General features: G+C 73.2%; 12 protein-coding genes. 6 read left to right on the top strand and 6 right to left on the bottom strand.

Translation table 11 applies throughout. The features are described 5' to 3' along the window. Positions 1–35: 35 nt before the first annotated feature. The gene (locus DMB42_RS47080; RefSeq protein ID WP_125646850.1) at positions 36–1,010 is read right to left on the bottom strand and encodes a YafY family protein; all 975 of its coding nucleotides are present in this window, start codon (positions 1,008–1,010) and stop codon (positions 36–38) included. 81 nt (positions 1,011–1,091) lie between these two features. Here DMB42_RS47080 and DMB42_RS47075 point away from each other — a divergent pair, with 81 nt between their 5' ends. After that, positions 1,092–1,820 carry an alpha/beta fold hydrolase gene (locus tag DMB42_RS47075; protein ID WP_125646846.1) on the top strand — a complete coding sequence of 243 codons (729 nt, stop codon included), beginning with the start codon at positions 1,092–1,094 and terminating at the stop codon, positions 1,818–1,820. A 109-nt stretch (positions 1,821–1,929) separates the two neighbouring features. Then, the gene (locus tag DMB42_RS47070; protein WP_185845238.1) at positions 1,930–3,327 is read left to right on the top strand and encodes a cytochrome b N-terminal domain-containing protein; all 1,398 of its coding nucleotides are present in this window, start codon (positions 1,930–1,932) and stop codon (positions 3,325–3,327) included. Here DMB42_RS47070 and DMB42_RS47065 read toward each other — a convergent pair. From DMB42_RS47065 to DMB42_RS47055, 3 genes are all read right to left on the bottom strand, one after another. After that, positions 3,308–4,588 carry a hypothetical protein gene (locus tag DMB42_RS47065; RefSeq protein ID WP_125646840.1) on the bottom strand — a complete coding sequence of 427 codons (1,281 nt, stop codon included), beginning with the start codon at positions 4,586–4,588 and terminating at the stop codon, positions 3,308–3,310. The genes DMB42_RS47070 and DMB42_RS47065 overlap by 20 nt on opposite strands. A gap of 102 nt (positions 4,589–4,690) precedes the next feature. After that, entirely contained in the window at positions 4,691–5,053 is a 363-nt protein-coding gene (locus DMB42_RS47060) for a hypothetical protein (RefSeq protein ID WP_125646837.1), read from the bottom strand. Further along, on the bottom strand, positions 5,050–6,414 hold the full coding sequence (locus tag DMB42_RS47055) for a hypothetical protein (RefSeq protein WP_125646834.1): 1,365 nt from the start codon (positions 6,412–6,414) through the stop codon (positions 5,050–5,052). The genes DMB42_RS47060 and DMB42_RS47055 overlap by 4 nt, the downstream gene beginning before the upstream one ends. A gap of 364 nt (positions 6,415–6,778) precedes the next feature. On the opposite strand from DMB42_RS47055, the gene DMB42_RS47050 reads away from it, so the two are divergent. Together DMB42_RS47050 and DMB42_RS47045 are read left to right on the top strand one after the other, a co-directional pair. Beyond that, positions 6,779–7,312, top strand: coding sequence for a SigE family RNA polymerase sigma factor (locus DMB42_RS47050; RefSeq protein ID WP_125646831.1), 534 nt, complete (start codon positions 6,779–6,781; stop codon positions 7,310–7,312). Further along, the gene (locus tag DMB42_RS47045) at positions 7,309–8,388 is read left to right on the top strand and encodes an ABC transporter substrate-binding protein (protein WP_125646828.1); all 1,080 of its coding nucleotides are present in this window, start codon (positions 7,309–7,311) and stop codon (positions 8,386–8,388) included. The genes DMB42_RS47050 and DMB42_RS47045 overlap by 4 nt, the downstream gene beginning before the upstream one ends. A 2-nt stretch (positions 8,389–8,390) precedes the next feature. Here DMB42_RS47045 and DMB42_RS47040 read toward each other — a convergent pair whose 3' ends face one another. Further along, the gene (locus tag DMB42_RS47040; protein ID WP_125646824.1) at positions 8,391–9,575 is read right to left on the bottom strand and encodes an erythromycin esterase family protein; all 1,185 of its coding nucleotides are present in this window, start codon (positions 9,573–9,575) and stop codon (positions 8,391–8,393) included. A gap of 77 nt (positions 9,576–9,652) precedes the next feature. Here DMB42_RS47040 and DMB42_RS47035 point away from each other — a divergent pair, with 77 nt between their 5' ends. After that, on the top strand, positions 9,653–10,381 hold the full coding sequence (locus DMB42_RS47035) for a MerR family transcriptional regulator (RefSeq protein ID WP_125646821.1): 729 nt from the start codon (positions 9,653–9,655) through the stop codon (positions 10,379–10,381). A 6-nt stretch (positions 10,382–10,387) separates the two neighbouring features. Continuing rightward, a complete protein-coding gene (locus tag DMB42_RS47030; protein ID WP_125646818.1) occupies positions 10,388–13,918 on the top strand; it encodes a WD40 repeat domain-containing serine/threonine-protein kinase in 3,531 nt (1,176 codons plus the stop codon). Here DMB42_RS47030 and DMB42_RS47025 read toward each other — a convergent pair. Then, positions 13,885–15,657, bottom strand: coding sequence for a SpoIIE family protein phosphatase (locus DMB42_RS47025; RefSeq protein WP_125646815.1), 1,773 nt, complete (start codon positions 15,655–15,657; stop codon positions 13,885–13,887). The two genes, DMB42_RS47030 and DMB42_RS47025, sit on opposite strands and share 34 nt — an antisense overlap. Positions 15,658–15,682: the final 25 nt, after the last annotated feature.

Raw genomic sequence — 15,682 nt, 5'->3', positions numbered from 1 at the left:
CCCGTACCCGAGCGCCACTCCGGCCGGCGAGCCCATCAGCGCGGTGGCTCGGCCGGGCCCTGCGCGGCGATCGCCGCGAGCCGGTCGGCGAGGCTCCTGAGCGCCCCTCGCAGTTCGTCCGGCTGGTGGACGGTGAAGGGCCATTCCAGCGAGGCGAGCAGGTGTGCCACGCTGTCCAGCCGCTCCGCCCGCGTGCGCAGGAGAACGCCGCCGGGCCGCGTGGTGAGGGTCACCGCCGAGCGCGGCACCCGGCGGGCGATCGCGTCGAGCGGGCCGTGGACCGTCACCTCGACCTGCCAGCGGTAGGTGCCCTGGGCCAGGGTCGAGGTCAGGTGGGCCACCGGGTCGAAGCCGTCGGGGGCGGCGAAGCGGCGGTCCCGGGGAGTGAGGGAGACGATCCGGTCGATGCGGAACGTCCGCAGGCCGTCGCGGAGATGGTCGTGGCCGACGACGTACCAGCGGCCGGTGTGGAAGACCACGCCGTAGGGGTCGAGGTCGCGTTCGGTGTGCTCCTCGCGCCAGGACCGGTGGCCGATGCCGACGGTCGTACGGGAGCGGGAGGCCTGGGCCAGCGACAGCAGGACCCTGGTCTCGGGCGCCTCCCCGCTCACGGCGTTGGCGGTGAACGACAGCGTCTCTCTCATGGCGGCGAGCGGTTCGCGCAGGGCGTGCGGAAGCACCCGCTCGATCTTGACCAGGGCGCCGGCGCTGGCGGGGGCGGCCGTGCCCATGCCCAGACGTTCCGCCGCGAGCAGGCCGAGGACGACGGCCAGAGCCTCGTCGTTGGTGAGGACCAGGGGCGGCATCCGGTAACCGCGGGCCAGCCGGTAACCGCCGTACCGGCCGCGCTCGGCCTCCACCGGGATGCCCAACTCCCGCAGGTGGGCGGTGTACCGGCGCACCGTGCGGACGTCGGTGTCCAGCCGCTCGGCCAGCTCCGCCCCGGTGAGCCGGGCGTTGGACTGGAGCAGCTCCAGCAGGGTCAGCACACGGGTGAGGGGATGCGACATGGATCACTCGGCATTTGAGGGCGGATTCTGTCCTGTATTGACTATACGCTCCCCGGCAGTACCTCACTTCTGGGAGATCACATGGCCAACTTCGTCCTCGTCCCCGGTGCCTGCCTCGGGGCATGGGCCTGGGAAGACACCGCCCTCGCGCTGCGGAAGCAGGGCCACACCGCGTTGCCGCTGACCCTCACGGGCCTGGCCGAGCAGGGCGTCCTGGGCGGGCCGCAGACGGACCTGAACACGCACATCGAGGACATCACCGCATTCGTCGAACACGACGACCTGCGCGACGTCACACTGGTCGCCCACAGCTACGCCGCCGCCCCGGTCACCGGAGCGGCCGGACGCCTCGGCAACCGGCTGGCGCGCGTGGTCTACGTGGACGGCGCCCCGTTCGCCGAGGGCATGAGCATGATGGACCTCATACCGCCCCAGGCGGCAGAGCGACTGCGCGAGCAGGTCGCCGCCTCCGGCGATGGCTGGCGGCTGTCGTTCGAGACGGTCCTGGGCCTGTCCAGCAGCACCGACGGCCTCGACGCGGACCGACTGGACGTGCTGCGCGCGCGTGCCACCCCTCAGCCGTTCGGCACCTTCACCCAGCCCCTGACCGGGCCGGTCGAGCCCGGCGCCGACGTGGACCGCGTCCTGATCGCCTGCCACGACTTCACGCGCCTGCTGGACGCCGGTCTGCCCATGCTCGCCTACCTGAGCCGGTCTCCGTGGCGGCGCTTCGACCTGCCCACGGGACACTGGCCGATGGTGTCGGCCCCCGTCGAGCTCGCCGACCTGCTCGGCAAGGCCGTCTCCTGACCGCCCGCGGCCGCGTATGACGTAACTCACCCTCGCCGAAACCCTCTCGCACGTCACATCTCGGCGGCCGATGCCGTCAAGAGGGCGAAGAGGAAACGAGGAGGGTCCCATGCGCTCGCCGGTACGCAAGCGTCTGTCGTCAGGGCTCGGTCATTGGTCGTTCATGTTCGGCGAGGTGGCGATCTGGTCCTTCGCCGTCCTGCTGCTGACCGGGGTGTTTCTCATGGTGTTCTTCGACCCCGACATGTCCCCGGTGCTCTATCAGGGCGTCTACACGCCGCTGAACGGCGTCCCGGTCAGCCGGGCGTTCGACTCGGCGATGCGGCTGAGCCTGGAGGTGCGCGGCGGCCTCTTCGTCCGCCAGGTGCACCACTGGTCGGCGCTGGTGTTCGTGGCGGCCGTCGCGCTCCAGTTGTTGCGGATGTTCGTCACCGCCGCGTTCCGCCGGCCGCGCATGCCGCAATGGCTGATCTGGGTGACGCTGCTGCCGCTGGGGATGGCCGCGGGGGAGACCGGCAACGTCCTGCCCGACGACATGCTCTCGGGCGGGAGCCTGTGGCTGATCCAGTCGGTCCTGCTGTCCATCCCCGTCGTGGGTTCGTACGCGAGCCAGCTGCTCTTCGGCGCGCAGTTCCCCGGCGACACCATCATCCCCACGATGTACTGGGCGCACGTGCTGGTGGTCCCGGCCGCCATCGCCGTGCTGCTGGCCGCCCGCGAATGGCTGGTGCGGCGGCACGGGCACTCGCGGTTCGGCGCGTCGGCGCAGGGCCGCCCCGGCGCCCGCCCGCTGATGGCGGGCGCGACGATCGGGGTGCTCGTCATCCTGGGGCTGGCCTTCCAGATCGCCCCGATCTGGCTGTACGGCCCCGCCGGCCCCGGCCAGATCTCGGCCGGGTCGGTGCCCGACTGGTACATGGGCTTCCTCGACGGCGCCCTGCGGATCATGCCGGGATGGGAGCTGACGATCGGGGGGTACACGCTCAGCCTCGCGGTCCTGGTCCCAGCGCTGGTGATGCCCGGTGTGTTCTTCACCGTCCTGGCCGGTTACCCGCTGGGTGAGCGGCTGGTCCTGCGGCGCCTGACCCGGCGGGACGCGCTCGGCCGGCCCAAGAGCCGGAGCCGCCTGGCCGCCGAGCTCACCGGTCCCGCCGTACTGGACCGGCCGCGCGAGGCGCCCGTACGGACCGCCGTCGCGGCGGCCGGCGTCGGTTTCTACGGGCTGCTGTGGGCCGCGGCGGCCAACGACCAGCTCGCCCACCAGTTCCACCTCTCGGTGGAGGCCGTGACGATCTTCTTCAGGTACGCCGTGCTCCTCGGCCCGGTCATCGCGTTCTGGCTGACGTACCGGCTCTGCCTGGGCCTCCGGCTCCAGGACCGGCACGTCCTGGAGCACGGTCAGGAGAGCGGCGTGATCGTCCGCGACGCGGAGGGCGGGTTCCACGAACGTCCGATGCCCGTCGAGCACGAGCGGCAGCCGGCCGCCCTCAGCCCGCGACGGCCTTGACGAAGAGGTCGCCGGTCGCGGTCTTGACCAGGTCGGCCTTCCCCGTGACGGGATCGACGACGGCCACGTCGGCCGCTCCCTCCAGCGGGACCACGATCCGGCCCCCGCTGAACGCGATCCCCCTCTGGACGGTGTGGGCCAGATAGTCGCCCGCGAGCCTGCGGTCGGCGGACGGGTCCTTCGGGGACAGCAGCAACAGGGTCGGGTCGTTGGGATCGCTGCCCAGGGCGGCCACCCGGCCGTCGGCGGAGGCGGCCAGGTCGGCGTCCCACGGCGATCTGAGGGTCGTCACCGTGCGGATGGGGTCGAGGGTGAGGTCGTAGAACCGCAACCGGCCGCACTGCGGCGCGAACACGGCCAGACCGGTACGCGGGACGTACACGAGGCTGTCCCCGAAGCCGGTGCACGGCCTGCCGTCCTCGTCCTCGGGCGGCGGGAGGCGCACTCCGGCCAGCCGCGCGGCCGTGACGTCGCGCAGGACGGTGACCGCGCCGAGGGGCGCGTCGTCGCGGGAGCCGACGTCCTGGCGGCCAGGCCCGTCGTCGTGATCCTCGGGGGCGACGACCGCGAGGCCCACACCGCCGCCGGCGAGCGGGCCGAGGGCGAGGCGGTCGCCGAATCGGTCGGCGACCTCCGAGTTGCCCGGCACGCCGGGTGTGTCCTGGGTGATGCGCCGGACGAACGAGCCGTTCCTGAACAGGTAGACCGCGCCGCCCGGCCGCTCACCGGGCGCGCCGATCGCGACGAGGTCGCCGTAGGCGGCGACGGACTCGCCGAACGCCGCGTCCTCCTGCGGCCTGGGCGAGACGAGCCTGCGCGGCGGCGCGGCGGCCCCGCCGTGCAGCACGTAGACCGCGCCCGCCCCCTTCCTGCCGGCCACGGTGAGGGTACGGGTGCCGACGACGAGATCGGCGCAGCGGTCGTCGTCGACCCGGGCCATGGTCACCGACCAGCCGAAACCCTTCATCCTGTTCCCCGGCGGCGTGGGGACGCGGATGACCTTGCCCGCCACCAGGACGTCCACCTGACCGGTGGTGCCCAGGTAGCCGAGGGCGATGTCGTCGCGGCCGTCGCCGTCGAAGTCACGGGCGCCCGCCCGCGAGCAGTCGCTCCGCACCGGGCCTACGAGCGGGGGACGGGACACGGCCGCGACGGGGGCGGCGGCGGCCGTCACACCCGCGGGCGGCGCGGCACCCGGCGCGGAACAGGCGGCCAGCCCGGACACCAGCACCACCGCGAGCGAACGGCCGAAGGACGGCAACCGGCGACACCCCCTTGTCGATCACGCCATCCTTCCCGCAACCCCGAGCCCCCGGCAACCGCCCAGCACCGCGAGACACCGGGATCCGGGCGTACGGCCGCGCTACGGCAGCAGGGCGCGCACACTCTCCTCGATGGAGGCGGCCGCCGCGGCGAAGGCCGAGAAGCGTTCGACCCCCGAGCCGAGGACGCCCAGGAAACGCAGCACCCGGCCGGGCGCCTGCTCGCCGCCGTCCAGCTCGCGGCCGACCTCCTCGGCGGCCTCGATCGCCTCCCTCAGCTCGGGGTGGCGCTCGACGTCCGCGCGCAGGTCGGCGAGGAGGGCGTCGAGCCGGGTGCGCACGTCGCCGAAGCGGCGGTGGTCCTCGATCTTGTGGGAGTGCGCCTGGGCATGCGGGCCCGCCGCCATGGCGTCGGCCCGGACGTGGGCGTGGCCGCTGATGTGGATGCCGTGGTTGTCGCTCATCCCGCGCTCCGCTGCGCCGCCGAGGCGGCCTGGCCGAGCCCCTGCCTGATGCGGCTCTCCGCCCGCGCCACCGCGCCCGTGCCGGCCGCCATGCTGTTGGTGGTGACCTGGGCCTGGCCGGTGACGAAGATGCCGTTGTTGAGGATGGTCGTCTGGCGGTCGCGCAGGTCGCTCACGTCGACGTTGTGCTCCTCCAGGAAGTCGGCGACGGCGTCCATGATGCGCTGCTCGGCGGCCTTGACGTACATCTCCTTGTCGAGCTGCTGGAAGTAGCGGTGGTAGAGGTTGTCGGTGGCGCGTTCGCGGGGGTTGTGGGCGGCGCCGTAGTTGAAGGTGTGGCCGCGGATGGCCTTGATGCCGGCCCGGTGCTGCCGCCTGCGCCTGCCCGGCTCCGACACGGCGGCGACAGTGTTGGGGACGGCCAGCAGCAGCCCGCCGAACGTGCGGCCCAGCGCGGCCACGGCCAGCCGGGCCATCCGCTGCGCCGGCGGGTGGTTGACCAGCCGGTCGACCTCGCGGTACGCCTCGCGCAGCGGCGGCAGCAGCGAATAGCCGGCCTCGGTGAACATCATCCCCTTCTCGGCCAGCAACACGAACCGCAGGAAGATCGAGATGACCACCTCGCCCTCCCAGCCGGTCACGCTCACGGTGAGGTACGGGCGGGCGCGGGTGCGGGGGTTGTCGCGCAGCTCGTGGATGAACCGTTCGCTCACGATCGGCACGGGCGGCAGGAGGGCGTCGGGGAGCACGGCCGCCTGGAGCTCGGGGTCGGTCTCGTAACGCAGGTCGAGGCCGTTGACGAACAACTTGTTCTCGACGGTGAGACCGGGCAGGCCGAGGGCGCCGATCTCGGCCCCCACCCGGTCGTAGAGCTCGCCGACCGCGAAGGGCACGACCGTCTCGCCCGGCCTGGCCTTGGCGACGTTCATGGTGAAGGACCAGTTGTTGATCCTGCTGCCGTGGCCGACGAACGGGGAGTAGTCGGCGAACACCGTGACGTTCCCGGCGCCGCGGTCGGCGATGTCGACCAGGTGGTCGCGCATCGAGGGCGAGCTGGGGAGCGGCGCGTCGGCCGGGTCGAAGGAGTCGCGGGTCAGCTTGGTCAGGATGACCGACTCGTAGGCGTCGTAGAGCTCGACGAAGACGACGAGCCAGGCCAGGAACAGCGGCAGCAGGACGAGCGAGCTGGACAGCGTCAGCAGGGTGACCACGGCGAGCACGGCCAGCACGGCGTCGCGTACGCGCTGGCGTCTTTGGGCCATCAGCGCGTATTTCAGCATCGTGGCCAGGTCGACGCCGGGGGACTGGGCGACGGCCCGGAACCGGTCATGAAGAATGGAGCGAATGGTGGAATTACGCACTTTCGCATCCATCAGCATGGCTATGCAGAGATATCTGGTCACTTCTGTCGCGGCAGGGCGATCGCCCTGAAAATGGCGGCCGCAATTCGCGCAGACCTGGGAGTCGGGGAGGTTGGGGCTGTCGCAGTGACCGCAGTTCATCGGCTCGTCCTCTGGTCAGGGCATTCGTGGAGCCTGACGTTACCCCGACTTTAACGAGCGCGGGCTCCGCGCCGCCACGCGAATAGAATGCGCCTTGCCGACATTATTCATTAAATGCCGATAAATAAACCGTGGCGGTCCGGGCGCGTCACACGGTTCTCAGGGGTGCCAACCTTTCGCCACGCCCACAACGTCTGGAGGGTATCGAGATTGAGGAGAGACGTTGGATCGCGACACCGCCTTCCGGGCGTTCGTGGAGGCTCACCAACGCGCGTTGACGCGCCTGGCCTACCTGCTCACCGGAGAGGAGCACCTCGCGGAGGACCTCGTGCAGAGCGTGCTGGTCCGCCTGTTCGGGCGATGGTCGAGGTTGAGCCACGTCGGCAACCTTGACGCCTACGCGCGCAAGGTGATGGTGAACCAGTACATCTCGTGGCGGCGGCGGCGCGGTTCGGACGAGGTGCCGACCGCCGAGCCGCCCGACCGCGCGTACGTGAGCGAGGACTCCGCCGTGCTGCGGATCGTCCTGCGCCAGGCGCTCATGCGGCTGACGCCCAAGCAGCGCGCCGTGCTCGTCCTGCGCTTCTACGAGGACCGGCCCGAGCGCGAGGTCGCCGACCTGCTGGGATGCTCGGTCGGCACTGTCAAGAGCCAGGCGCACCACGCGCTGGCCCGCCTACGGACGCTGGCGCCCGAGCTGGCGCCGAGACTGCCCGCCCTGGACGACCCGGCCCACAGTGAGGGGGCACGCCGATGACCTGGCTCGGAGATCAGCTCGGCCGCATCGCGGACGACATGCCGGAGCGCGACCTGGCGACCAGGGCGATCGAGGCCCATCAACGCAGGCGGCGCAACGTCATGACCTTGGCCGCCGCCGCGGTGGTCGTCGTCACCGTGCTCGCCGCCACCGTCGGCGTACGGGCGCTGCCCGGCGAGCCGCACACCGCCGTACGCCCGGCGCAACCGCCCGAGCGGTCCGTCGTCAAGGTCGGCGTGGTGCCGAGCGTGGAGTCGGCGCCCGTGTACGTGGCGCTGGAGCAGGGCTATTTCGCGGAGGAGGGCCTGACGGTCCAGCCGCGGATCGTCAGCGGCGCCGCCGCCGCAGTACCGGAGCTGGCCATGGGCACACTGGATCTGGCGCAGACCGACTACGCCACGCTCTTCAAGACCGACGAGCTCGGCAAGTCCTTCAGGATCGTCTCCAGCCTCCACCAGGCCGCGCCGGGGAGCTTCGCGATCGCGGTGGCCCCCGGGTCGGGGATCCGCACCGCGGCCGACCTCAGGAAGAAGAAGATCGCGGTCCCGAACCTCGCGGGGCTCGGGCAGCTGGCGCTGGCGGGCGTACTGAAGCGGGCCGGGCTGACCTTCCGGGACGTCCTGCTGGTCGAGAAGCCCTACCCCGAGATGCTCCTCGCCATGGACAAGGGGCAGGTCGACGCCGCGCTGCTGGCGGAACCGTACGTCACCGTCGGCCGCGAGAGCGGGCGCGCGCGGATCGTGGAGGACCCGATGACCCGCGAGTTCGCGAACGTGTACACCGCGGGCATGTCGGCCACCGACGAGTGGATCAGGGCGAACCCCCGCACGCTGGCGGCCTTCCGGCGCGCGCTGGTCAAGGCACAACGCCTGATCGCGACCGACCCCCAGCAGGCACGCGACGCGCTGACCCGCTACACGAAGATCACCACGGCGTCGGCGGCACACGTCGCGATCGGCTCCTATCCGGCCGAACCGGACCTGGCGCAACTTCAGCGGGTCGCCGACCTGGCCCGCGCGTACGGGCTCCTGGTCCGCCCGGCGGACCCCGCGGACACCGTCGCGAAGGGCGGCTGACCTCAGATCTCCTTGAGGAAGACGATCGCGTCCGCCTGGTGGACGGTGGCGGGGTCGAGGGCCAGGTAGGTGTGGTCCACCGGCACCCGGGGCGCCGGCTTCTCGCCGAGCGCCGCGACCAGGCGGGCGGGATCGACGACGGCGCGGGCGTGGGGAAGGGCCGACAGGATCCCTTCGAGGGTGCCGGGCGCGGGCACGTCGGCGCCGCGCGTGCCGAACGTGGCGGCGGCGAAGGCGTACGCGTCGCCGAGGCGGGTGGCGAGGATGGCGCCCGCGCTCCACCACTGGAGGGGCACGTTCGCGAACCACAGGTGGCTCTTGTCGCGTTGCAGGTGGCGGTTGTGGGCGAAGGCGAGCGTGGGGCCGCGCCGGGCCTCGCGGCGGACGACGGCGTCCAGGTTGCCGGCCATCATCGCGTCACGTTGGCTCATGAGCCTGCCGAGTCGGGCGGACGAAGGGTCGGCCATGCCGGCGTGGTAGCGCAGCAGCCCGGCGGCGGTCCGCGCGTACAGGTCGGCGCGCCACCAGTCGTCGTGGGACGTGGCGGCCGTCAGGTGGGGGGCGTGCGCGGTCAGCAGCGCGCCGAGGTCGTCGGCGATCAGCCGCAGCTCCTTGACCTCGGGCCCGCCGCCGACGGACCGGGCGGGGTCGGTGAGCGCGGCCGGGTCGGTCCAGGGCTCGTCGGGGCCGAGCAGCCCGTCGAGGGTCTCGCGCGTCACGGGCAGGTCGAGGTGGGCGGAGAGGTAGTCGTGCACCGCGGTCAGGACCGGGCGGGGACCGGCCGGGCCGGCCAGCTCCAAGGGCGCGTCGAAGCCGTGGAAACGCAGCCGGTCGTACGCGGCACGCCGCTCGTTGTACGCGCGCATCCAGCTCAGGAGCTCGCGGTTGGCCGCCGAGGCGCCGAACCCGTGGCTGAAGCCGCGGCTCATCGCCTCGTCGAGGGTGCCGGCCCCGCCGCCGGCGTACGCGTCGGCGGCCAGGCCCGCCAGGCAGTCGCTCTCCAGGGCGATCGAACGGTAGCCCTCGTGCTCGACGAGGTGGCGGAAGATCTCGTTGCGCACTTCGAGGAAGGCTTCGACACCGTGGGTGGGCTCGCCGAGGCCGAGCACGCGGACGCCGGGGGACAACAGCGCGGTGAGGGCGCCGCCGGTGAGCTCCCGGGCGGCGTCCCGGATCGAGGTCGTCATGCCTTCAACCGTATCGTTGAACCAGTCGTGTAAACTTTGGCCGACCTTTCGGCGGTTGCGAAGGACGTACCTTCAAAATGCGGTTGCGACCCATCGATCTGGCGCGCGAGCACGGCCTGTCCACGCAGGCCGTGCGCAACTACGAGGACGCGGAGATCCTTCCGCCGGCCGGGCGTTCCCCGCACGGCTACCGCGTCTACGCCCCGCGCCACGCGGCGGCGCTGCGCACGTTCCTGGCGCTGCTCCCGGCCCACGGCCACGCGACGGCGGGGGCGATCATGCGGGCCGTGAACGGCGGCGCGACCGAGGAGGCGCTGCGGCTGATCGACGACGGCCACGCCCAGCTCGCCGGCGACCGGCTCACGCTGGAGGCCGTGGAAGAGGCGCTGCGCGACCTGGCGCCGCCGAGCGAGCCGGCGCCGGGGGTGACGTTCATCGGGCCGCTGGCCCGGCGGCTCCGGATCAAGCCGGCGACACTGCGCAAATGGGAGCGGGCCGGGATCACCGTGCCCCGGCGCGACCCGCGTACCGGCTACCGCGTCTACACCTCCGCCGACGTGCGCGACGTGCTGCTGGCCCACCAGCTCAGGCGCGGCGGCTACGGCCTGGAGCGCATCCGCCAGGTGCTGGAGCAGGTACGCGCCGCGGGCGGCCCGGAGCCGCTGCAGGCGACGCTCCAGGAGTGGCACGACCGGCTCACCGCGCGGGGCCTGGCCATGCTGGCGGGCGCCGCGGCGCTGGACGCCTACCTCCGGACGCCCGGCGGCCCGATGCCCGGGAACTTCCGCGGCCCGGCCGGCATCTAACACGCCGTGGACGCGTCGAACACCGGGGAACCGCAGCACATCGGGGAATACTGGCTGGCCGGCCGGCTCGGCTCCGGCGGCCAAGGCGTGGTGTACGACGCCTACGACCGCGAAGGCCGCCGGGTCGCGCTCAAGGTCCTCCACATGGCCGACAACCAGGCGAGCCGCGAACGGTTCGCCAAGGAGGCGACGGCGGCCGGGCGGGTGGCCTCGTTCTGCACCGCCCGGGTGCTGGCCAGCGACCTGTCGGGCAGCCGGCCGTACATCGTCAGCGAGTACGTGCCGGGGCCCAGCCTGCGGCGGGCGGTCGAGCAGGGGCGCAGGTTCGCCGGGGACGACCTCCACCGGCTGGCCACGGCGATCGCCACCGCGCTGACGGCCGTGCACGACGCGGGCGTGATCCACCGGGACCTGAAGCCGGACAACGTGCTGCTCGGTGCCGACGGCCCGCGCGTGATCGACTTCGGCATCGCCCGTACCGAGGACATGTCGCTGACCAGGACCGGCGAGGTGGCCGGCACGCCGACGTACATGGCGCCCGAGGTGTTCACCGGGCAGCGGGCGGGGGCGCCCGCCGACGTGTTCGCCTGGGGCTCGATCGTGGTGTTCGCCGCCACGGGCGAGGACCCGTTCCGCGCCGACAACCTCGGCGGGGTCATGCACCGGGTGTTGTCGAAGCACCCCGACCTGGGCGCGCTGCCGCCGCGCCTGGCCTCGCTGGTCTCGGCCGCGCTGGAGAAGGACCCGGCGGCCCGTCCCACCGCCCGCGACCTGCTGCTCGCCCTGGTCAGCGGCAACGACCCCGACCTCCGCGGGCTGCTGACGGCGGGCAGCCGCGCCGCCAGAGGCGTGCACGTGCCTGACCGGGCCGACCCGGCGCTCGGCACGATCGCCGAGGACGCCTACGGCGCGCTCGCCCCCGAGGAGCGGGAGCTGGCCGCCGAGGTGTTCCTGCGCCTGGTGACGGTCACCGACGACGGGCACGAGACCGCACGCTGGGCGCTGAAGCAGGACCTGCTGGCCGGCCGCTCGGAGCGGGAGACCCGGGCCATCGAACGCATCCTCCAGGCGTTCTCCTACCTGGTGACGCAGAAGGACGACGCGGTGGCGCTGTCGCGTCCCGCGCTGCTGCGCGCCTGGCCGCGGCTGCGGGTCTGGGTGGACGACGACCGCGACGGGCTCGCCGTGTTCAGCCAGCTCAGCGACGCCGCCCGCCAATGGGCCGACCACGGCCACAAGGACGGCGACCTGCTCCAGGGCAGCCGCCTGGACCAGGCGCTCACCTGGGCCGCCACCGGCCGCAGGCACATCACCCTGACCCCGCTCGAACGCGACTTCCTGGCCGCGGGCACCGGCCTGGCCCGGCGGCGGGTGCGCCGCCGGCGGCTGACCACGGCGGCGCTGGCCGGGCTGCTGGTGGTGGCGCTGGCGGCCGGCGGCCTGGCCGTGCTGCGCGGACAGCAGGTGGCCGAGCAGAGCCGCCTGGTCGGCCTGCAACGCGACCAGGCGGTCGGCCGGCAGGTCGCGGCCGAGGCCGACCGGCTGCGTACGACCGACCCGGCCAAGGCGATGTTGCTCAGCGTGGCCGGGTGGCGGCTGGCGCCCGGCCCCGACACCCGGCGCAGCCTGACGACCTCGCTGACGATGCCGGAGAGCGCGGTCTTCCGCGATCCCGGGGCCAAGGGCGTCTCCGCCGCGGCCTCGGCGGCCGGCGGCCGGGTCCGGGCGATCGCCGGCGAGGACGGCGTACGCGTCTACGACGTGCGCGCCGACCGGCAGACCACGTTCTGGCGGTGGCCCGACGGCCTCGACGCGCTGCCGACCGCGGCGGCGCTCAGCCCGAGCGGGAAGACCCTCGTGGTCGTGAGCAGGAGCATGGCCTACGCCTGGGACACCATGACCGGCACGAAACTGCGCGAGCACCGCGTCGGCGAGGGCAGCCCCGGCGTGCACGTCGCCTTCGACGGCAACGAGAACCTGGCCGCGGTGATGCGGGAGAGCTCCCTGGAGTTCCTGTGGGACACCAGGACCGGCGCGTCCTACACCCCGGAGCTGGAGGCGGACCGGGCTCCGGCGATCGCGGCCTCCGGCGCCTACATCGCGGGAGTCGGGCCCAACCAGGGCGGGCTGAAGGTGATCCGCCTACCCGGTCTCACCGTCGACACCCGGATGCCGAAGGCGTGCGGGTCGGTGGTGGCGTTCACGCCGGACAGCAGGAGGCTGCTGTGCGCGAACGGCGACGTCACGGTCTGGGACCTGGCCACCGCCAGGAAGGCGCCCGACGAGGAGCGGCCGTTCTGGCAGGAGTCGGCCACGGGCGACCTGCCCGGCGGGCGGCTGCGGCTCAGCGCCGACGGCCGCCGACTGCTGGCCGTCGAGGGCCGTACGCTGCACCTGTGGGACGCCGCCGACGGCGACGAACTGGCCGTCTACCAGGCGGAGGGCGAGCCAGAGGAGGTCTGGCTGCAACCCGACGGCCACACCGTCCGCTACCTGCTCGACAGCTCGACCATCACCGCCGACCTCGCCTCCCGCCTCACCTCCGCGAAACTGCCGCAGGGGTACGACGTCGGCGTGTTCAGCCAGGACGGCCGCCTGGCCGCCGTGACGCGGGACGCCGCGCCGATCCGCGTATGGGACACCCGCCGCCTGAGTGTCCCGATGACCGGCAGCGAGGGCGCCGTCGGGGAGCTGTTCAACCCCGCGGGCACGCGGCTGACCGCCGACGCCCAGGACTCCTCGGTCGGCCTGTGGGACGTGGCCACCGGCCGCCGGCTGTGGCGCCACCCCCTCCCGAGGACGCAGTTCGTGTTGTCGAAGGCGTTCACCCCCGACGGCGGGCGGCTGGTGGTCTCGCTCAAGGAGCAGAGCGAGCGGGACGCGCGCAACGAGCTCGTCGTCCTGGCCACCGACACCGGCCGGGTACTGGCCCGGCACCCTCTCGCCACGGCGACCGGCACCATCGTCCCCACCCGCGACGGCAAGAGGCTGGTCACCAGCGCCGGCACGATCTACGACCTGGCCACCGGCCGGGCCGCCGGCTCGGGGTTCAACCGGTCGGGCGAGGCCATCGCGGTCAGCCCCGCCGCGCCGCTGCTCGCCCTCGGCTCCGGCACGGTCGAGCTGTGGGACGTCGCCAAGGGCGCCGAGCTGCCGCCCGCGATGCGCGTGGCGAGCCGGGCCCAGGTCGAGAGCGTGCTGTTCAGCCACGACGGCTCCCTGCTCGCGCTGATCGGCAGGTCCATCGGGGAGACGTTCAACGACGTCTACACCGTCCAGGTCTGGGACGTCGGCTCGCGCGAGCGGATCGGCTCCTTCCCCATCGACATCCTCGACCAGCTCGCCTTCAGCGCCGACGACCAGACCCTGTACGTCGCGGGCAACTCCTCGGCGGCGATCATCCGCGTGCCGGTCGGCGCCGAGGCCGTGGCCCGGCTGGTGTGCGAACGCGCGGGCCGGACGATGGACGCGCGCGAGTGGGACCAGTACCTCAAGGGCGTGGCCTACCGCGACGTCTGCTCCGCCGCGCGGCCCTGACGCTCACGACGCGGCCGGTCGTCCGGGGGCGTGACCTTCGGCGGCACGCGCAGCGTCAGCATGGCGACGTCGTCGTCGTTGTCGGCCGGGCGCACCCGTTCCAGCAGCAGGTCGCCGAGCGCGTTCAGCGGCCGGTGGGTGTGGGAGGCGGCGTACCGGCTCAGGCGGGCCAGCCCGTCGTCCAGGGAATGCCCGGGGGACTCGATCAGGCCGTCGGTGTAGAGCACGAGGGTGGACCCCGGCGGCAGCTCGACGACGGCGTCGGTACGGTCGGCGCGGAGGCCGGTGCCCAGCAGGAGGCCCTGCCCGCCGTCCAGGAAGCAGGTGCGCCCGTCGCGCTCCACCAGCAGCGGCGGCGGATGGCCCGCGTTGCTCCAGCACAGCAGCCAGCGGCCGTCCTCGGTGTGCTCCAGCCGGGCGAGGACGACGGTGGCCATGGTGGCCTGCGCCATGCGCCCCACCGCCCGGTCCAGCCGGTCGAGTACGGCGCTGGGCAGCTCCCGCTCGGCGCCGGCGTACGCGCGCAACATGTTGCAGACCTGGGCCATCCCGGCGGCGGCCTCCAGGTCGTGGCCCACCACGTCGCCGATCACCAGGGCGGTGGCGCCGTCGGGCAGGGTGAAGGCGTCGTACCAGTCGCCGCCGACCTGGGAGGCCCGGGGCGCGGGCACGTAGCAGGCGCTCATCTCCAGGCCGGGCACCGAGGGCAGGCGCGGCAGCAGGTGGCGCTGCATGGTCTCGGCGACGTGGCGCTGCCGCTCGTACAGGCGGGCGTTGTCCAGCGCGAGGCCGGCGCGGCGGGCGATGTCCTCGACCAGCAGCAGGTCGGCCGTGGTGAACGCGCCGGGCCGCTCGGCGCGTCCCAAGGTCAGCGCCCCGAGCACCTCGCGCACACCGCGGATGGGGGCGATGCCGGCCGAGTGCATGCCGGTCTCGCGGAACAACTCCTGCTGGAACACCGCGATGCCGGAGTCGGGGGCGCCCTGGTAGGTCTCCGGCCCGGTCAGCGTCGCCGTGACCCCGCGCAGGGCCCGCGACAGCGGCATCGGTGACTCCTCGGGCACCGCCGGCATCGGCCCCTCCAGCTCCTCGTGGTGCACCAGGACGCCGTTCTCGTGGTGCACGACGGCGGCGCGCGACACGCCGCCGTGCTCAGTGAGCAGGTCCACCACCACCCAGTCGGCGAGCAGCGGCACCACCAGGCGGACGAGCTGGCGCAGCGTCTCGTCCACGTCGAGGCTGGAGGTGAGCGTCGTGGTGGTCTCGGCCAGCAGGGCGAGCCGGTCGAGCTGGGACATCGAGGACGTGTCGTCGCCCGGATCGACCGCCTGCGTGCCGGGATCGTCGGCATCGTGGAAGAGCACCAGTGCCCCGGACCTGCCGTCTTCGAGGTCGCAGGGGGTGACCAGCCAGGAGGTCGGCAGCAGGGAGCCGTCGCCGCGCGCCAGCCACTCCCGGTGGCCCTGGGAGGTGCCGCCGGTGAGCAGCGGCCGGCGCATCGCGCACCGGCTGCGCGGCAGCGTCTCGCCGTACCGGCCGCGGTGGAGCAGGTCGTGGGCGTCCTGGCCGAGCAGTTCGGCGGCGGTCCTGCGCAGCAGCTGCTCGGCGCGCGGGGTGACCTCGACGATCCGGCCGCCGTCGTCCACGACGTACGCGCCCGCGTGGGTCAGGTCGCGCAGCCGGCGGGGGCTTGCATCGTCCGCCTGGTGCGGCCCGGCGTCTTGCTTGGGCACGTCCATGGTGTTCGCTCCTTCCGTCCACCTC

It is taken from the genome of Nonomuraea sp. WAC 01424 (genome assembly GCF_003947315.1).
Classification (GTDB): domain Bacteria; phylum Actinomycetota; class Actinomycetes; order Streptosporangiales; family Streptosporangiaceae; genus Nonomuraea; species Nonomuraea spiralis.
This window is presented reverse-complemented; position numbering and strand designations above follow the sequence as displayed.